This window comes from Acinetobacter sp. 22301 (assembly GCF_052045285.1).
Lineage (GTDB): Bacteria > Pseudomonadota > Gammaproteobacteria > Pseudomonadales > Moraxellaceae > Acinetobacter > Acinetobacter pittii.
Genome location: NZ_JBQEOR010000003.1, coordinates 124,200 through 143,579, shown reverse-complemented (window position 1 = coordinate 143,579; position 19,380 = coordinate 124,200). Strand labels below are relative to the sequence as shown.

Here is a 19,380-nt window from a genome sequence, read left to right as displayed (position 1 = left end):
AAATCCTTTAGAAAATTCTTTGATTAATTAAAAATAATGTATTTATTATTTAATTATTAATATATTTTATGAATTATTTGAGCTTATATTCCCATATTAAATCTTTAATGAAAATTAAAATTCCATTTATTTTATAAATACCTAAATCACCTTCACGCTATATCTATTTATGCTTTATACTTCACTTAAATCATAGTAAGACATTTTTTGGATTAGTCTTATGGAACTACGCCATCTCCGATATTTCATTACCGTTGCTGAAGAATTAAATTTTAGTAAAGCCGCTCTTAAACTTTTTACCGCACAGCCCTCTCTTAGCCAACAAATTAAAGATTTAGAAGAAGACGTTGGTGTACGACTTTTAAACCGCACAAAACGCAAAGTTGAGTTAACAGAAGAAGGCGAAGTATTTTTAGAACATGCTCGACTCACCCTCGCTCAGGCTGAAAAAGCGGTCGCTATGGCACGACAAGTTTCTAAGGCTAAACAGCAATTGTTACGTATCGGTTTCGTTCCCATCGCAGAAATGAAAATTTTCCCTTATGTACTTCCTAATCTTCGACTACAACACCCTGACCTTACTATTGAACTATCTAATTTAAACAATACTGAACAGCTTAAAGCCTTAAAAAAAGGAGAGCTGGACATTACGTTTACCCGTGAAAATACAGATAGTGATGAAATACAAAGCCAATTTGTTTTAACTGAACCCCTGATTTTCTTACTTCCTAAAAATCATCCACTTGCTCAATATGATCGAATCCCAGTCCATGCTTTACAAGGTATTGACTTTATCATTCCTGCAGCCGAACAATCACAAACCTTACATAACACCATTTTAGATTTCGCTAAAACTCATAACATCGAACTGAATATTGTACAAAAAGCAGATAGCATATTGTTCAACATTAACTCTCTTGGTTCTGGATTAGGCTGTACAATTTTACCTGCCTATGTTGCGCCTTTAGGCATCAAAAACACGATAGTTCGTCCACTTGATGTCGACTTACCAACACTTGATTTATTCGTAAACTATCGTAAAAACTCACAGTCCTTAGGTGTCCAAAAATTCATTGACCAGCTCACCAAAGTATTTCATTTAGACAAAAACTTAAGCCACGCTTAATTATCAAAAATGATTTTATTATTAAACACATGATTAATAAGATTATCTATATAAAAAAGTATAAATAAATATTCTTTATATTTATTTATACTTTTCATAACTAGTTTAATTCACAATATTGTTCTATGTTCCCTAGTAGGCACTTTAAATATCTCATGGATATAAATAAAAAAACCGCAATAAAATCCATATAAAACCAAATATTATTTTCACCATTTAATAAAAAATAATATATTTACCCCGTAATAAAGGAGATTAGAAAAATGATTGGATTATTTCAACACCTTGGACGTAGTGTACTAAACCGTCCTCATTTCTTTATCGCCTTATTTATAGGAATTGTCACCGCTATTATTTTGACATGGTTAACTTCATGGAAATGGTCAACTATATTATTAGTCAGTTGGAATGCTTCGGTTAGCATATATTTACTCCATGTTTGGCAACTCATGAAAAGTGCCGATCATTCACAAATGCAACAGCAAGCTAAAAAACAAGATGAAAGCAAATGGGTCATTATGCTGATTGTTTTACTAGCCTTAACCATGTCTCTGGTTGCTATTCTGATTCAACTGTCACAGCTTCCTTCAGAAAGTTCTGCTAAGTTAGGCCATGTAGCCTTAGCTTTGCTGACGATTGTTTCTGCATGGCTTTTTATGCATACCGTTTTTGCTCTACATTATGCCCATGATTTTTATATGGCCTTATCTAGAAATGAGGAAAATGGAGGATTAGATTTCCCAGGGACAAAACAACCAACTTATCCTGACTTTCTATATTTTAGTTATATTATTGGGACTTCTGCGCAAACTGCCGATGTGTCAATTACCACCAAGCATATGCGCCTTTTAAACTTATTTCACGCAGTGTTGTCTTTTGGGTTTAATACCACCATTTTGGCGATCTGTATTAACGTTGCTGCTGGCTTTCTTACCAACTAAAGCGACGTATTTAGAAAATAAAAAAAGCCACCCATTTGGATGGCTTTTAAGAATATTAAGTTTACAACAGTTGCCCCATCGTACTTTGTTTTAAGCCTTCGCGCTGTTTAATCGCATCAATATAACGTTCAATGGCTGGGTGTGATTCAATTGTTTTCATTTTTAATTGCCATAAAAGCATTGCTCCAACACTTACATCAGCTGCAGTAAATTGCTCACCACATACATACGGATTTGCTTCACTCAATCCTTGAACTAAAGCTTGATAAGCATCATTGTAATCGCCATAGCCAACAAACATCTTTTGCTCAGGTGATACTTCTATTCCTAAAGCTTTATCAACACCTGCAGCCTCCCAAGGACCCGCCATCACAAATAACCAACGATAGTACAAACCACGTTTCGGATCATCTAAAGCAGGAGCCAAACCTTTCTCAAAAAACTTATCAGCCAAATAAGCACAGATTGCACCCAACTCATAAATCACGACATCGCCATCTACCAATACCGGCACTTTTCCAAAAGGATTAATTTTTAAATATTCAGGTGATTTCATTTCGGTCTTGTATGCGACTTCAATTCGTTCACATTCAACACCTAACTCGACCAAAAGCCAGTCAATAACAACACCACGTGACTCTTTGTTAGTATAAAGTTTAAGGCTCATTCTTATTGCTCCTTGTTTATCGTAGTTCCTAGTTTACAAATAACTTTTGTCAGTTTTTGTCAGTAGTCCTTTGCATTTCTTGTTTCCACCATCTTTGAAACAAATGTTTTTTAAATTCAGGATATATTTCCTCACTCATTTGCAAGTCATGGATACGATCTATCCGAAAATGGCGAAATGCCTGCCGCAATTCACACCAAGCAGCAAGTACAACTTTGTCATGTAAATACCCTAAAGCAAAAGGCCAAAGTGAACGTTCACTTAACCGTTTTTGTTCATCGCAATAATCGACTTTTATTTTTACTTGTTTACGAATCGCTAAACGTACTTGTTCTACTAAAGCTTCATCAACCGGATGCCAGTAATGTGTAACGCCTAGCGTCATGTCATCGATCAAATATTTCCGGTGCTCAGGTAGAACTGCATAAAGTTTAGAATAGATTGAAACGGCTGCCGATTTCATTGCCTGATCTGGAATGTCTTTCAACCACTCTAAAGCTAAAAATAGAGCTTCGGCTTCATTCTCATTAAAAGTAACCGGTGGTAATAAGATGTCTTCTTTAAGCTGAAACCCAAGACCTGCCGACGCCTCAATTTTTACACCTTGCTCACGTAAGCTATCAATATCTCGATAGACACTTCGCACACTAATGTTTAGGCTTTCAGCCAAGACTTGTGCTGTGATTGGGTAACGGGCTTCACGGAGCTGTTGTAAAAGATTTAATAGACGAATTGAACGGCTCATTTTTCTCTTCTTATTGTTTTGTTATTCAGCTTAAAAAAGAGGGAACGTATTCCCTCTTTAACACTATTTCAATTTAAGCGACATCTACAGTAGGTAACTGAGCATACCCTCTCAAAAAGCTATGAAGCTCTTGTACATCTTTAGCAATCGTTAAAGGTTGAAACTTTTGCAGAACTTCAAAAGAATGTACGCCATAGCCTACTCCGATACGCGGCATCCCTAAACGCTGTGCCATCTCAAGATCATAGCTGCTGTCACCAATCATAACCGCTTGCTCAACATTCACACCAGTTACAGTCAATATTTCTTGCAGCATGAGCGGATCTGGTTTTGAACGTGTTTCGTTGGCTGCCCGAGTCACATCAAAAAGATGAGTACTTTGTGTTTTTGCGATTACACGGTCTAACCCACGGCGGTTTTTACCCGTTGCAACTGCAAGCTTTAAACCTTGGGCTTTTAAATCATGGAGTAGTTCAGAAATACCCTCAAACCATGCGTCACTAGTCGAGTTCGCAATATAGTGATCGCCATATGCCTTTAAGATCGAGTCATGCAATTCTGGCGCTTCTGGAAATAAGGTCTGCATCACCTCAGGCAAGCCTAACCCAATAATACTTTTTGCAGCTTCATCGCTTAGAGACAATTCATGTTGCTCTGCTGCATGTTGTAGGCTCGCAACAATCTGGCCAACAGAGTTATATAAAGTTCCATCCCAGTCAAAAATTACTAATTCGGTTTTCAGACTCATTTTGCTACTCTCAAAGTCTTTAATAACTGGGTCATGTCTTCTGGCAACGGCGCTTCAATCGGTGGATAACCCGGAATATCTAAACGCATCGCGTGTAAACATAAACGTCGTGCCTGCGGACCTGTGTACTCAGTGGTGTGTCCATATTTATCATCACCCAACAACGGATGTCCAATACTTAAACCATGGACACGAATTTGATGAGTACGGCCTGATAACGGCGATGCATGAACTAAAGTCGCATTTTTAAAACGCTCTGCAACCACCCATTCCGTTTTACTCGGTTTACCTTCTTTAGACACACGCACACGACGCTCGCCATTGGCTAACTCATAACGAAATAAAGGAGCATCAATGAGTTGTTTGTCGAGACTCACCTGACCTTTTACAATTGCCGCATAAGTCTTACGAATTTTGTGCTCACGCAACATATCTTGTAGCAGCTTTAAAGTACTACGTTTCTTGCTAATCATGACCAGACCAGAGGTGTCACGGTCGATACGGTGAATCAGTTCTAAATATTTTTTACCTGTCGCGGCGCGTAAAGCCTCAATCAAACCATACGCCACACCACTACCACCATGTACAGCAATACCTGACGGTTTATTGATGACTAACAGACCTTCATCTTCATAAACCACACGGCTGAGTAGACTCTGTGCTACACTATCACTCACAGGAGCAGCGGTTTCATCCTTTTGTTCATAACGAATAGGTGCAACACGAATCTGATCTCCAATCTCTAATTTGGTCTCAGCTTTAATACGTTTTTTGTTTACTCGAACCTGACCTTCACGAATCAAACGATAAATACGACTCTTAGGTACACCCTTTAAACGCGAAAACAGGAAATTATCAATTCGCTGTCCTGCTTGATGTTCATCCACCTCAAACCAAGTGACACTTTGCCATTGCTGTGTAGAATTCATACTAATATTTAAACCTGAAATTTTGCTAAATTTGATTAATAAATGACCGATTAGCTTAGTTTTTTCACAAGAAATCTAAGCTTAGCCCATAGGCAGATGCTGCAAGGTTTGATATAGTCAGCGCACGGATACCGCCGTAAGTGAACATCTAATAGGGAATTTCCCTGATTGAAACCTCAATCAAAATGATGCTTTCATCACCAGCTCGGATTGGTCCTAAAGAATTATGCCGACGCCGAAGGCTTATTATATCGGCAAAATGACAAACTGTTGCGTTTAATTCAGTTTGTTCAAAAAAATATGTTACCAACTCTAGTTGGTTATGGAACGTAAACTGATACACATCAGACAAATCGCTCCTTAATGTTGCCTTCAGGCTAAAGCGTTGATGCATTGGAACTGCCGAAAGCACCGATACGATGAGCATTCCGTATCAAACTTCCAAAAAGAAGTCACTTCGCGCCCAATGACAGTGAAAGTCATTAACCAATGCACCGCTCACCCGCCAGTGAAGCACTAAGGAAGTCCGATTTAAAGGTTGAAGCAGTATTGCCTACATCACAGACGAGAATCGAAGCTAAGGCTAAATGTAGCCGGTAACAGATGACTCAGACCACAAATATTTTGAGATCTGGGAAATGATCCGTCATGTTCGATGTTCGTTCAGAACCTTTAAGTTTGTGCGATATGTTTGTGTGGGTCACTATTAGGTGTCACACCCATGAAACGTATGTTGATTAATGCAACTCACGCAGAAGAAGTCCGCGTTGCACTTATCACTGGTAATCGTCTTTACGATTTTGATTTAGAGAATCGTACCCGAGAACAGAAAAAATCCAATATCTATAAAGGCCATGTAACCCGCGTAGAACCATCTTTAGAAGCTGTTTTTGTTGAATACGGCGCAGGCCGTCAAGGCTTCTTGTCTATGCGCGAAATTGCTAACAGTTATTTCCAAGCAGACCCACGACAAACTTCAAACATTCGTGAACTTATCACTGAAGGTACTGAATTACTTGTTCAAGTCGAAAAAGAAGAACGTGGCAATAAAGGTGCAGCCCTTTCTACCTTTATTTCACTTGCAGGACGTTATTTGGTTCTTATGCCAAACAACCCGAAAGGTGGCGGTATTAGTCGTCAAATTTCAGGTTCTGTACGTGAAGAATTAAAAGAAATTTTAGCTTCTTTAAATTTACCACGTGGTATGAGCGTTATTGTACGTACCGCTGGTATTGGCCGTACCCAAGAAGAATTACAGTTAGACTTACAGCATTTGCTTGACCTTTGGGCACAAATCCAAGGCACAGCGAGCTCTGGTCCTTCTCCAATGCTGGTTCATCAAGAAGCTGGTGTTGTTACTCGTGCTATCCGCGATTATTTACGTGATGATGTTGCAGAAATTTTAATTGATAGCGAACAGGCTTATAACGAAGCTTATAACTTTGTTAAAGCAGTGATGCCTCGTCAATTAGACAAACTTAAAACTTATACTTTAAACGAGCCATTATTTGCTCATTTTGGTATTGAAAGCCAAATTCAAACTGCTTATGAACGTGAAGTAAAACTTCCTTCTGGCGGTTCAATTGTGATTGACCAGACTGAAGCTTTAGTTTCAATCGATATTAACTCTGCGAAATCGACTCGTGGACATGACGTTGAAGAAACTGCGCTGAATACTAACTTAGAAGCAGCAGAAGAAATTGCTCGCCAACTTCGTCTTCGGGACATTGGTGGTTTAGTTGTAATCGACTTCATCGATATGACTAAAGAGCGCAACCAACGCATGGTTGAAGCAAAACTTCGTGAAGCAACTCAAAGCGATCGCGCACGTATTCAGTTTGGCCAACTTTCTCGTTTTGGCTTAATGGAAATGAGCCGTCAACGCTTACGTCCATCTCTTGAAGAAGCAACAGGTTATGTGTGCCCACGCTGTCATGGTACAGGCATGGTTCGTGACTTACGCTCACTTTCGCTTTCAATTATGCGCAAAGTAGAAGAAATCGCGCTTCGTGAACGTCATGGTGAAGTACAAGTAGAAGTACCTGTTGAAATTGCAGCCTTCTTGCTTAATGAAAAACGCCATAGTTTGGTGTATTTAGAGCAAACTTCTGGTGTACGTGTAACTGTATTACCTCACCCGCACTTAGAAACCCCTCACTACGAAATTCAGTACAATCCAGATGGTTTTGCACCTTCTAGCTATGAACGTACTGAAGCAACTCGTTCAAGTGAAAAAGAGTTAGGTTATGAATCTTCTGAATGGCATTTAGAAGAAGCCGATCATGGCCATACTCATGCTGCTCCTGCTGCCAATAACGCAGCCAACCAAAAGAAAGCAAATCAAGCAGCTCAACCTGCTGCTCAGGCAAGCGCTCAAAAAGCAGCAAGCCCTTGTGCATGGTTAGAAAACCTTTTTGTTCAAAAACAAGCTCAAACAGTTGATCAATCTCGCTCAGCACAAAATGCTGCTGCCGCAATTGAACAAATGGTGAATACAGGCGCTGTTAGCCGTGGGCAGTTTGGACAAGTTGTAGCACCAGCTGTTGCTGAAGTTACTTCGGCTCCATCTAACAATGCTTATATTTCTCAATCTCCTGTTAAGCAGGAAGCACGTGAGAATGTTGAAAAAGACGATAAAGTACAACAGCAGCGTCCAAACAACAAAAAACGTAAGCACAAAGAGCAACGTGAACAACATCAGCACCACCACAATCAAGAACCACAGCAACAACAGGTTCATGAAGAGGTTGTACAGTTATCACGCCAAGAGCAACGTGAATTAAAACGTCAACAAAAGCGTCAACAGCAAGACCAGCCGCATGCACAACATCAAAATGATGGGCAACAAGCTGAACATGCTGTACCACGTCGTGACCGTAATAATCAACAACGTCCAAACCGCCCGAATCGCCACCGCGATCCAAGCGTATTAAATGAAAATCAAAATACGCCGGCACCAGCAGTTGTTGATGAAAAACAAATTAAGGTTGATTTGATTGATGCTCCACAGCATGAAGTCATGAATACAGCCTTAGTCATCAATGTTGATCAAGCACAAAGCGAAATTATTGCTTTAACGCCTGAGCAACCTGTTCAACGTACTGAAAAAGCACTTGTTGTTGAAGCTACTCAAGAACCAGCTCCAGCACCAGTTGTGGCAGTCGAAGAGACGGTAACTGCTGAAGCAGAAGCTCCTCAACCAAAGGCTGAGAAAACTCAACCGCAAGTTCAACGTGCAAGTAATGATCCTCGTATGCGTCGCCGTGAACAACGTAATGCAAAACGTGCTAAAGCTGCTGCACCATCAATTGCCCCATCGCAAATTCCAACTTTGGCGCAATATACAATTGGTAGCTTGATCCGTCATGTTTACGGTGAAGACTGTACAGTACTGATTGAACAGTTTGGTTTAGTTCCAACATTCAATCGTGCATTGCAGAAATTTGCAGAGCAATACGCAAGTACTTTAGTGACTGAAGTCGCAGCTGAAGCTGAAGACAAAAAGCCTGTTACTCGTGATGCCGAGCTTCCAAGTAATAAGCCTTCACAAGAAGCAGAACCTGCGCCAGTACTTCCGTTGACGCCACCAAAAGAAGCGACACCACGTGTTGCTAATGATCCGCGTGAACGCCGTCGTTTAGCGAAACTTGCAGCTGAACAAGCTTTTGAGCAAGTTAAACAACAACATTCTGCACCAGAAGAAGCTGCCCCTGTAGCTGAGACTGTGGAAGAAGCCGTTGTTGCTCCTACTGCTGAAACACAAGCACCTGTTGAATCAAAACAACAACCGCTTGAGCTTGATCAGCAAGTTGAAGTAGTAGCTAATGTAGAAGAGACACCAGCTGAACCTGTAGTAGAAGCTCCGGTTGCAAAACAGCCAAAAGCAGCTGCAAAAGCCAAAGCAGCTACAGAACAAGCTGTAGAGCCAACTGAAGCTCCTGCCGAGAGTGAATCGGAAGATTCTAAAGCTGATAAGGACAAACCAAGTCGTCCTCGTCGCCCTCGCGGTCGTCCACCAAAGAAAGCAAATCCTGTAGCTGAGTAAATCATTTGCTCAATTGCAGCTAATTTAAACAAACCTAGTCATTTCGATGACTAGGTTTTTTTTGTTATTTTTAACCAATTAGGTTGATTGCACTAGAAGAAAAGTTTTAAAAGCATGGTGAACCATGAAAAATACTGTACTTTTGCCAACGCAACCTTTTTTGGATTGATCGAAAAATAAATAGGATTGATATGAGCCAGACAACACAGACCGATATCATTACGCTTGGGGATGTTGCCACTAGACTTCCTAGCTTTATTCCCAAAGTACCCCATATCCTGAATGGTCTTAAACAGGCTTATTTAAGAACAGCAAATACACCAACTGGATTAGGCGTAGCTTTTGAGAAAGCTGTTAAGCGAAATCCAAAAGGTACTGCTTTATTATTTGAAGATCAAAGTTACTCATACGAAGCTTTAAATGAATGGGCTAACCAGATTTCTCACTATTATTTATCTCTCGGTGCACGTAAAGGCGATGTGATTGCCGTAATGGTTGAGAACCGTTCTGAGCTTATTGCCACTATTGTGGGCTTAGCTAAAATTGGGGTAACGATTGCGCTTGTAAATACATCTCAAGTCGGTAAAGTTCTCGCTCATAGTATCAATCTTGTAAAACCAATTGCAGTCATTGCGGGCGAAGAGGTCCGTACTGCAATCGATGAAATTCGTCAAGACTTAAACGTTCCTAAAGACCGTTTCCACTGGTTTGCAGATCAGGCTACTCGTCAAGATGCAGGAACAGCACCTCAAGGTTATGCCAATCTTGCAATAGAAATTGATCAATTCCCGAAATTCAATCCATCGACCACACACTCCGTTCATGGAAATGATGGTCTGTTTTATATTTATACTTCGGGTACAACAGGCTTACCAAAAGCAGTTATTTTTAAACATAGCCGCTGGACACTTGCCTATGGCACTTACGGCCACATTTTAAACCTTGGCCCAGATGATGTGATGTATGTCACTTTGCCGCTGTATCATGCAACAGGTGTGGTAGTTTGTTGGTGTGGTGTGATTGCAGGAAGCTCTACGCTTGCCATTCGACGTAAATATTCAACCAGTGCTTTCTGGAAAGATGTTCAGAAGTTTAATGCGTCTGCAATCGGTTATGTAGGTGAACTTTGCCGTTACTTGATGGATGCTCCAACTACAGAGCTTGACCGTGCTCACCGTGTAACCAAAATGATTGGTAACGGCATGCGTCCAAACATCTGGGATAAATTCAAACAGCGTTTTGGTGTTGAAGAAGTTCTAGAGCTTTATGCTTCAAGTGAAGGCAATGTCGGCTTTAGTAATATTTTCAACTTTGACAACACCGTAGGCTTCTCCCCTATGCCGTATGCAGTCATTCAATTTGATAAAGAAAAGAATGAGCCTGTACGCGATAAAAATGGCTGGTGCAAAAAAGTTAAAGCAGGTGAAGTCGGTTTATTGGTAGGTAAAATTACCAGTCGCTCTCCATTTGATGGCTATACTGACCCAGAAAAGAACAAATCTGTGATTATGCAAGATGTCTTTAAAAAAGGTGACTCATATTTCAACACAGGTGATCTTGTTCGTAATATTGGTTTCCGTCACGCTCAGTTTGTTGACCGCTTAGGTGATACCTTCCGCTGGAAAGGCGAAAATGTATCTACCACCGAAGTTGAAAACATGGTGTGTGAATATGACAAGATCGCTGAAGCTGTGGTTTATGGTGTAGAAATTCCAAATACCAATGGTCGTGCAGGTATGGCAGCAATCACGCTTGCTGATGGTGCTGAATTAAATGACACTGACTTAACAGAAATGGTGACTGTATTTAAAAAATGCTTACCTGCTTATGCGGTACCAGTGTTTTTACGTATACAAGCTAAAGTTGAAACTACAGGTACTTTTAAGTACCAAAAGAATAAATTGAAGGAAGATGCGTTTAATCCAAGCAAAACTTCTGAACGTTTACTCGCTTTATTGCCTGGTGCAAGCAGTTACTGTGACATCACAACTGAAATTTTTGACAACATTCAGGCATATAAATACCGTTTTTAGTTCATTTTTTAGCTAAACAAGAGGAAATCGTGCTTTTTATAGGCAATCATGCAAATGTTTTTAAATTTCCTCTTGTGTTAGTTGAATAACTTGCTAAAATACGCGACATCAAAACAAAGGTGGTGTTAGAAAACTTTTAGTTATCTTGCACTTCACATTCAAATGATATTTGAATGTTTGTTCAGGGTCGTTAGCTCAGTTGGTAGAGCAGCGGACTTTTAATCCGTTGGTCCCGCGTTCGAGTCGCGGACGACCCACCACTTATCTGTTTTGAACCTATTTGGGTCGTTAGCTCAGTTGGTAGAGCAGCGGACTTTTAATCCGTTGGTCCCGCGTTCGAGTCGCGGACGACCCACCAAATTCTAAAAAGCCTCTCAGTTCGAGAGGCTTTTTTTATTGTTAATGTATTTTAGTTTTATGACTAAAAGATGACGATGCACTTCTTATATAGAACATCCCTAGCCCATTCCATAAAGATTTCCAAACGTTTAGGAATATAGCTTCTATTCGGATATAAAATATTAAGTGGAAGTGATTGAGCAGTATAGGCACTAAGTACCTCAACTAAAGTTCCCTGCTCGATTTTATCCTGAACATCGTAGTATGGAAGTTGAATAATTCCCAAACCTGCAATAGCCGCTGCAATATAGGCTTCCGTATTATTTACGCTTAAAGCACTATCCATCATCACAGCTCCATCTTGATATGAAAATACGCCCTGTTTTTCTCCTACTGCTCCCGCATAGTTAATGAGTTTGTGTTGAGATAGATCTTCTAATTGTTCAGGAATACCGTACTGTTCTAAATAGTCAGCACTTGCACAGTTCACCATAATCAAGTTACCAACGAACTTCGCAATTAAACTACTATTATCTAGCTGCCCCACCCGAACAACACAATCGATTCCTTTCTCGATTAAGTCAGTGATGTCATCAGAGCTATGAAGTTGTAAATGGATATCTGGATAGCGGCTATAAAAATCGGGCAGTTCAGGAATAATCACTTGATGCACGATTCGGCTGGGCATTGAAATTTTTAGCGTGCCACGATAATGCTGCTTTTGTGCCTGTATAAGCTGTTCGAGCTGTTCATAATCAAATAATAGATTTTGACATTCAGGTAATATTCGTTGTCCATCTTGAGTGAGGCTTACTTTACGCGTAGTACGATGAAATAAGCGTACTCCATAGTGAGTTTCTAACTGTTGAATAGCATTCGTCACTGTCGAGCGAGGTAAATCAAGCTGATTTGCCACTTCACTAAAGCTTTGTCGTTTAGCGACTTCTGTAAAAATAAAAAATTGCTGCAACCGATCCATTTAATTGTTCGTATTTTCTGAATAGTTAAACCAAACTAGCATAATTGATCAAAAATTACCGCCAATCTAGACTAAAAACACATTAAAACAAGTCATCATAGGAACAACCATCATGACAACTCATACTCTGAAAGATAAAGTTGTACTGATTACGGGCGGTGCAAAAAACTTAGGTGGACTGATTAGCCGCAGGTTTGCAGAACAAGGCGCAAAAATTGCAATTCACTACAATAGCGCTGAAACTCAAGCAGATGCAGAACAGACACTTGCAGATGTAACAGCATTCGGTGTAGATGCCGTTTTAATTCAGGCAGACCTAACGGATATTGATAATATCGAAAAGCTATTCTTAGACACTAAGCAGCATTTTGGCGGAATTGATATTGCCATTAATACAGTTGGAAAGGTTTTAAAGAAATCTTTTTTAGATACCACAGAACAAGAGTTTGATAGCATGAGCGATATCAACTCAAAAATTGCCTATTTCTTTATTCAATCGGCAGGTCGTCATTTAAATGACGGCGGCAAGATTTGTTCAATCGTGACTTCTCTTCTTGCAGCCTACACTGGACTCTATTCAACCTATGAAGGTTTAAAAGCACCTGTTGAGCATTACACACGTGCTGCATCAAAAGAATTTGGTGATCGTCAGATTTCTGTGACTGCTGTTGCACCTGGACCTATGGATACACCTTTCTTTTATGGTCAGGAATCTGCCGAAGCAGTGGCTTACCATAAATCAGCTTCAGCTTTAGGTGGACTCACCAAAATTGAAGATATTGAACCTCTAGTTCGCTTTTTGGTAACTGATGGGTGGTGGATTACAGGACAGACTATTTTTGCAAACGGCGGCTATACCACTCGCTAAAATAAAAAAAGCCGCATCTGATGACGCGGCTTTTAGTTTGTTTAATTATAAAAACTCTTCAAGCACTGAGTTTAAGAAAATATGGCCTTGCTCCGTACAGGCTAAACGGGAAACATCATCTACCAGTAGTTTTCTAGCTCGTAGAGAAGTGAGTACTTCATTTAAGTGACCCAGGCTTAAACCTGTACGCTGCTCATATAACTCAGCTTTTACACCATCATTTAGACGTAAAGCATTCATCATAAACTCAAAAGGTAGCTCTTCTGCCTCAATCTTTTTCATTTGCAAATGTTCGGCTGGAACCTTAGCCAAATAGTCTTTTGGCAAACGAGTCTTTTGGAAACGATATACACCATCTGGTCGGGTTACTTTGCCATGTGCCCCTGCACCAATCGCAAGGTAATCACCAAATTCCCAATAATTTAAATTATGAGCTGAAGGCTGCTCTTTACGCCAAGCCGACACTTCATAATTTATAAAACCATTGGCTTTTAGATAAGCTTCACCCTGCTCTTGAATATCTTCTAACACCTCATCTTGAGGTAAAACGGGCTGCGTACGGAAGAATACGGTGTTTGGCTCAATAGTCAGTTGATACCAACTGATATGTGTCGCGCCATGCTCTACAGCCATCTTTAAATCATAAAGTGCTTGCTCTAGCGTTTGCTCAGGTAGGCCATGCATTAAATCGACATTAACTCGCTTAAAGCCTGCTTGTCGTGCCTGCTCAATTGCATCCATAGCATTATTGACTGAATGAATACGCCCAAGCTTTTGCAAGTGCTCTGTATTAAAAGTCTGCACACCAATCGATAAACGGTTAATACCTGCTTCTAAATAGCCTGCAAACGGATCATGTTCTAGTGTTCCGGGATTTGCCTCTAGGGTGATTTCACAGCCATCTTCAAATTTGAGCAATGACTTAAGCTGTTCAAACAGCCACGCATAGCCTTTAGCAGAAATAAGTGAAGGCGTTCCACCACCAATAAATACACTATGAATTGAACGTCCCTGAGCCATCTCAACTTGAGTTTCAAAGTCGGCCACCAACGCCTTTAAATAGGTTTGCTCGAGTTCTGCCGAAAGCGCTCCATCTGGTACGGCATGCGAGTTAAAGTCACAATATGGACATTTACGCACGCACCAAGGCATATGGATATATAAAGATAAAGGAACAGAAGCAGGATTTAATACGGCCAAGGAGCAGGTCCAATTTACACAATATTTCTATTTTAACATGACTGCATCAATGGGCTTATGAAAACATACCTTAATTGCTTTAGACTGTTTTTAAACATACTTAAATATTGATAAAAATGATGAAATTCTCTAGTCAACTTTTCCTGATCTTACCTCTAGCTATGGGAATCGGTGTTGCCATGGCTTTTCAGACTGCAATCAATGCTCAACTGCGCGAGCAACTACACTCACCGTTGCAAGCAGCTTTATTATCATTTTTCATAGGTACTATTGTTTTAGCCGTTATGGTTTTTTTCCAAAGTGCCGAAAAGCCCTCTTTAAGTGAAATATCAAATATTCCATGGCTTCTTTGGACAGGAGGATTCCTTGGGGTTTATGCAATTAGCATGAGCATTTATACTGCACCTAAACTTGGTTTTTTAACCTTTACAGGGCTAGTCGTTTTTGGGCAATTGCTCATTTCAATGTTGCTTGACCATTTTGGTTGGTTAGGTACAGAAAAGACACCTGTTACATGGCAACGGTTTCTGGGTGGCGTGATCATCTTTGTCGGTGTGTTACTCACTTTGCAACGTTAGCTTCATTTTTATATTTAAAAAGAGTACCTTTTGTGTCGAATGTCACATCTTTTCGGTCTGAATTAAAACAACTCTTCCACTTAATGCTACCGATTTTAATTACCCAGTTTGCTCAAGCGGGATTTGGGTTAATTGACACTATTATGGCTGGGCATTTATCTGCAACCGATTTAGCAGCAATTGCGGTAGGTGTGGGCTTATGGATCCCAGTCATGCTCCTGTTCAGTGGCATTATGATTGCAACTACACCTTTGGTCGCTGAAGCAAAGGGCGCAAGAAATACAGAACAAATTCCTGTCATTGTTCGTCAATCCTTATGGGTCGCCATCATTTTAGGCGTAATGGCTATGCTCATTTTGCAGCTTATGCCGTTTTTCTTACATGTGTTTGGCGTACCAAAAAGCTTACAGCCTAAAGCAAGTTTATTTTTACATGCGATTGGTTTAGGCATGCCAGCTGTGACCATGTACGCAGCCCTACGCGGTTATTCTGAGGCTTTAGGCCATCCACGTCCTGTAACGGTCATTAGCTTACTGGCCTTAGTGGTTTTAATCCCTTTAAACATGATTTTTATGCATGGATTAGGGCCAATACCTGCATTAGGTAGCGCAGGCTGTGGTTTTGCAACCTCCATTTTACAGTGGCTCATGCTAATTACTTTAGCTGGCTATATTTATAAAGCTTCGGCTTACCGTAACACGTCTATTTTTAGCAGATTCGATAAAATTAACCTGACTTGGGTAAAAAGAATCTTACAGCTTGGCCTACCCATCGGTTTAGCCGTGTTCTTTGAAGTCAGTATTTTTAGTACAGGTGCATTGGTACTTAGCCCACTAGGTGAAGTCTTTATTGCAGCGCATCAAGTCGCAATTTCAGTCACCTCTGTGCTGTTTATGATTCCGCTTTCACTTGCGATTGCCCTGACCATTCGTGTGGGAACGTATTATGGTGAAAAAAATTGGGCTTCCATGTACCAAGTACAAAAGATTGGTCTGAGCACAGCAATATTTTTTGCCTTATTGACCATGTCTTTTATTGCTCTAGGTCGTGAACAAATTGTCTCGGTTTATACCCAAGATATAGAAGTGGTTCCTGTTGCCATGTATTTACTCTGGTTTGCAATGGGTTATCAGTTGATGGATGCATTACAAGTCAGTGCCGCAGGCTGTTTAAGAGGTATGCAAGATACGCAAGCACCGATGTGGATTACACTCATGGCATATTGGGTGATTGCTTTTCCTATCGGACTTTATTTAGCACGTTATACCCATTGGGGTGTAGCTGGCGTGTGGTTAGGCTTAATTATTGGTTTAAGCATTGCTTGTGTTTTATTACTTTCAAGGCTTTATTTAAATACCAAACGTTTAAGTCAAACTTAATAAAAAAGCCGATGAAACATCGGCTCTTTTTATTTTATGCAGACTTTGCCCGCGGGCTTGCTCCGATTTGCCAGACAAAGGGCAAATCGGTCCGGTTAACTTCCCAATCTCCAATCACCTTTTCTTTATAGATAAGCGGATTATGTGAAGAGACCGTTCGTGCATTACGCCAGAAACGGTCGAGTTGTTTCACTTGACTACTTGCTGACGCGCCCAAAGCATTAAATAATTGGCTGGTTAAATCGAGTACCAAATTAGAAATCACCACCTGCCCTTGCGCCGACTCAAGCTCTGCATCTACGTTAAACTGATGTTCTTTTACCTCTAACTCACTAAAGTGACTTTCATAAGCCTTCTGCAATGCTTCAGCTGTTTTAATCGTAATTGCTAGACTTCCATAAGCTTGAGCAGAGGCTTTACCCACCACCTGTAAAACTTGTGGGTCGTGACGAACAAGGTCACCATTACCATGACTAAAAATACGCTTTCGCTCTCGTATTTCTTGACTAAAAGTTTCTACTGCCGCATGTGCAATACCCGTTAAAGTTGCAAGATGGACGACTTGATAAAAAGCAGTTTGATATTTAAAACGCTGGTCAAATGGAATAAGGTGCGAGGCTGGCAAATGCACCTGATGTACTTTTAAAGTACCACTGCCCGTTGTCTTTTGACCAAAGCCATCCCAATCATCAATCACACTCACGCCTGTTTCATGGCGATAAATAGCAGCAATCACATGGCGGTCATTTACCTCATCGTAAGCAAATAAATCGATCCAGTCAGCAAAGATACTTCCTGTTGAGTAGTACTTTTCTCCATTTACCACCAAGTTACCCGAAGCATCTTTGGTTACTCGTGTAACGACATCACCGATTTGCACATTTCCAACTTCGGTCCATGCATTCCCAACTAAATCACCCTGTACAAAACGCTGAAACCAAACCTCCTGCGAATGCTCTTTATGAGCAACTAAACGGTCTTCAACAAAAGCAAAGTGCCCACGCAAAGCTTGCACAATATTCGAGTCCGCTTGCGCCAGTTCTGCTAAAAGCTGGAAAAGTTGTGGCAATGACACCCCATCTCCACCATATTTAACAGGTACACGTACCGCACCTAATTTGAGTTCTTTTAACCACTGAATCGGTTCAAAAGGCAAAATTCGTTCTTTTTCTCGTTGAATTGCACCTTGGGCAATTTTTTCAAAAACTGGACGAAATCTACTTGCGACCTTTTCATAATCGGCGCCTACAGACAGTTCTTCTAATTCAATTTGGGTAATCGTCATCTTTATTCTCCTAATCTTATTTTTTATTCACTTTAGCTCCATGCATGACGTGGTGGATGGATGCCATTGAGGTAGTAATTACCGACAATGTGATATTTCCAACGCACTGGATCATGCAAGGTATGAGTACGCGCATTACGCCAATGGCGGTCCAGATTAAGCTCTGACAAAGTAGAACGTGTTCCAGACAACTCAAAAAGCTTATTCGCTGCTAAAATCGCAACTTCTGTAGTGAGTACTTTTGCTTCAGCAACTAGTAATGTCGCTTGATTTACATGTTCTTCTGTCGTATCGGCAATTGCTTGATCGATCGCATCTCCTGCTAAATCTAATACCGCTTCTGCTGCACGCAGCTTAATTTTTAAATCACCAATATTTGCAATTGTGTAAGGGTCATCACTGGCTTTTTCCAAACCTGAATCGACCCATGCACGGCTATGATTTTTGACATAGTGAATTGTTTCTTCAATTGCGCCACGTGCAATACCAGCATCAACAGCAGCTTGAATAAATTGTGAAATTGCACCTGCTGGGGTAGGACGCTCAAAAGCCTGATAAATCGGAATTAGATATTCTTCACGTACTGGAACTTGATTAAGTTCAACGGTACCACTGGCTGTGGTTCTTTGTCCGAAACCAGACCAGTCATTAATAATATTAACCCCTGAAGTTTCCCGAGGAACTAGCGCCGCATAAGGTTGCCCCTCTTCATTTACAGCGACAATGGGAACCCAATGTGCAAGCAATGCGCCTGTTGCAAAGAACTTCTTGCCATTAATTTCATAACCGTGCTCGGTCTTTCGTAATGTGGTAGTGAGGTCGGCTACCGTCTTGCTATGTTTTTCTGAAAAGGCATTGCCAAAACGAATCCCTCTCAACACTAAGTTAAAGAAAAATCGTTGTTGTTCTGGGCCTGCATCAAGGCGTAAATGTTCAATAAAAGCCAAGTGATTTTGAGGAAGCTGTGCAAGAGATGGGTCAACACTCGCAATTGTTTTGATGACCTCAGCCAAGGTTCGATATTTAACTTGGGCACCACCAAATTGCTTGGGAACCGTAATAGCCCATAAGCCACTTTGTGAGAACTGTTGAATTTCGTTTAGAGGTAAACGGCGCTCTTTGTCTCGCTCAGATGCTTCTTGTGCAAACTCTTGAGCAAGTTGTTTGGCAAGCTCAATTGCCTCTTCATCAGAACGAATAATATGCGCATCTTTTGACTGCTCAAACACAGATAAAGGAACCGCCTGAGACCGCCCATGGGCCGAACTTAAACTTGTCATAACTTTTGTTATCTCTATTTTTATTTAACCTGTCATTCACATTACCACCAAAAAAACAGGCACTTTATAGATATTAAAGCTTTGTTTATGAAATGGATTTTCACAAGCTTTTCATATTTTTTACTATAAAAATAACATTTTGTTTTTCGAAAAATTTCTTACATGAGATAAACAATTTCATATAGGCTTTTTAAGCTTTGTCACCTATGATCAAACTAGGCAATATTATGTTGTAGTC

At 40.4% G+C, this 19,380-nt stretch carries 15 protein-coding genes and 2 tRNA genes; 9 read left to right on the top strand and 8 right to left on the bottom strand.

The window, feature by feature from the left end:
- Positions 1 to 220: 220 nt before the first annotated feature.
- Positions 221 to 1,126: a DNA-binding transcriptional regulator HcaR gene (gene hcaR / locus ACTJJH_RS07145; RefSeq protein ID WP_440600933.1), complete on the top strand. Its 906-nt coding sequence runs from the start codon at positions 221 to 223 to the stop codon at positions 1,124 to 1,126.
- A 263-nt stretch (positions 1,127 to 1,389) separates the two neighbouring features.
- Positions 1,390 to 2,067, top strand: coding sequence for a DUF1345 domain-containing protein (locus ACTJJH_RS07140; protein WP_068565222.1), 678 nt, complete (start codon positions 1,390 to 1,392; stop codon positions 2,065 to 2,067).
- A 61-nt stretch (positions 2,068 to 2,128) separates the two neighbouring features.
- Here ACTJJH_RS07140 and ACTJJH_RS07135 read toward each other — a convergent pair whose 3' ends face one another.
- From ACTJJH_RS07135 to ACTJJH_RS07120, 4 genes are all read right to left on the bottom strand, one after another.
- Positions 2,129 to 2,734, bottom strand: coding sequence for a glutathione S-transferase family protein (locus ACTJJH_RS07135; protein WP_086265076.1), 606 nt, complete (start codon positions 2,732 to 2,734; stop codon positions 2,129 to 2,131).
- Between the two features lie 49 nt (positions 2,735 to 2,783).
- A complete protein-coding gene (locus ACTJJH_RS07130; protein ID WP_206216905.1) occupies positions 2,784 to 3,479 on the bottom strand; it encodes a helix-turn-helix transcriptional regulator in 696 nt (231 codons plus the stop codon).
- Between the two features lie 73 nt (positions 3,480 to 3,552).
- Positions 3,553 to 4,227 (bottom strand): HAD-IA family hydrolase, encoded by a 675-nt coding sequence (locus tag ACTJJH_RS07125; RefSeq protein ID WP_206216906.1) that lies wholly within the window; start codon positions 4,225 to 4,227, stop codon positions 3,553 to 3,555.
- The gene (locus ACTJJH_RS07120; RefSeq protein ID WP_440600932.1) at positions 4,224 to 5,156 is read right to left on the bottom strand and encodes an RluA family pseudouridine synthase; all 933 of its coding nucleotides are present in this window, start codon (positions 5,154 to 5,156) and stop codon (positions 4,224 to 4,226) included. Before ACTJJH_RS07120 ends, ACTJJH_RS07125 begins: the two co-directional genes overlap by 4 nt.
- Before the next feature lie 721 nt (positions 5,157 to 5,877).
- On the opposite strand from ACTJJH_RS07120, the gene ACTJJH_RS07115 reads away from it, so the two are divergent.
- The 4 genes from ACTJJH_RS07115 (at position 5,878) to ACTJJH_RS07100 (ending at position 11,592) form a co-directional block, all read left to right on the top strand.
- A complete protein-coding gene (locus ACTJJH_RS07115) occupies positions 5,878 to 9,201 on the top strand; it encodes an Rne/Rng family ribonuclease (RefSeq protein ID WP_440600931.1) in 3,324 nt (1,107 codons plus the stop codon).
- Between the two features lie 191 nt (positions 9,202 to 9,392).
- The gene (locus ACTJJH_RS07110; RefSeq protein WP_440600930.1) at positions 9,393 to 11,234 is read left to right on the top strand and encodes a long-chain-acyl-CoA synthetase; all 1,842 of its coding nucleotides are present in this window, start codon (positions 9,393 to 9,395) and stop codon (positions 11,232 to 11,234) included.
- A 184-nt stretch (positions 11,235 to 11,418) separates the two neighbouring features.
- Positions 11,419 to 11,494, top strand: a tRNA-Lys gene (locus ACTJJH_RS07105).
- A 22-nt stretch (positions 11,495 to 11,516) separates the two neighbouring features.
- A tRNA-Lys gene (locus tag ACTJJH_RS07100) sits at positions 11,517 to 11,592 on the top strand.
- Between the two features lie 63 nt (positions 11,593 to 11,655).
- Here the strand turns inward: ACTJJH_RS07100 and ACTJJH_RS07095 are convergent.
- Complete coding sequence (locus ACTJJH_RS07095) at positions 11,656 to 12,552, bottom strand: LysR family transcriptional regulator (protein ID WP_440600929.1); 897 nt, start codon at positions 12,550 to 12,552, stop codon at positions 11,656 to 11,658.
- 112 nt (positions 12,553 to 12,664) lie between these two features.
- Here ACTJJH_RS07095 and ACTJJH_RS07090 point away from each other — a divergent pair, with 112 nt between their 5' ends.
- Positions 12,665 to 13,420: an SDR family oxidoreductase gene (locus ACTJJH_RS07090; protein ID WP_005079248.1), complete on the top strand. Its 756-nt coding sequence runs from the start codon at positions 12,665 to 12,667 to the stop codon at positions 13,418 to 13,420.
- 45 nt (positions 13,421 to 13,465) lie between these two features.
- Here the strand turns inward: ACTJJH_RS07090 and hemW are convergent, their stop codons facing one another.
- A complete protein-coding gene (gene hemW, locus ACTJJH_RS07085; protein WP_032062898.1) occupies positions 13,466 to 14,620 on the bottom strand; it encodes a radical SAM family heme chaperone HemW in 1,155 nt (384 codons plus the stop codon).
- A 116-nt stretch (positions 14,621 to 14,736) separates the two neighbouring features.
- On the opposite strand from hemW, the gene ACTJJH_RS07080 reads away from it, so the two are divergent.
- Both ACTJJH_RS07080 and abeM read left to right on the top strand, forming a co-directional pair.
- A complete protein-coding gene (locus ACTJJH_RS07080; protein WP_005065993.1) occupies positions 14,737 to 15,198 on the top strand; it encodes a DMT family transporter in 462 nt (153 codons plus the stop codon).
- Between the two features lie 32 nt (positions 15,199 to 15,230).
- Positions 15,231 to 16,577: a multidrug efflux MATE transporter AbeM gene (gene abeM / locus ACTJJH_RS07075; RefSeq protein WP_440600928.1), complete on the top strand. Its 1,347-nt coding sequence runs from the start codon at positions 15,231 to 15,233 to the stop codon at positions 16,575 to 16,577.
- 34 nt (positions 16,578 to 16,611) lie between these two features.
- Here abeM and ACTJJH_RS07070 read toward each other — a convergent pair whose 3' ends face one another.
- Both ACTJJH_RS07070 and ACTJJH_RS07065 read right to left on the bottom strand, forming a co-directional pair.
- Positions 16,612 to 17,862, bottom strand: a complete 1,251-nt coding sequence (locus ACTJJH_RS07070) for an acyl-CoA dehydrogenase family protein (protein WP_005301987.1) — start codon at positions 17,860 to 17,862, stop codon at positions 16,612 to 16,614.
- A gap of 32 nt (positions 17,863 to 17,894) precedes the next feature.
- Positions 17,895 to 19,142, bottom strand: a complete 1,248-nt coding sequence (locus ACTJJH_RS07065; RefSeq protein WP_440600927.1) for an SfnB family sulfur acquisition oxidoreductase — start codon at positions 19,140 to 19,142, stop codon at positions 17,895 to 17,897.
- Positions 19,143 to 19,380 lie beyond the last annotated feature (238 nt).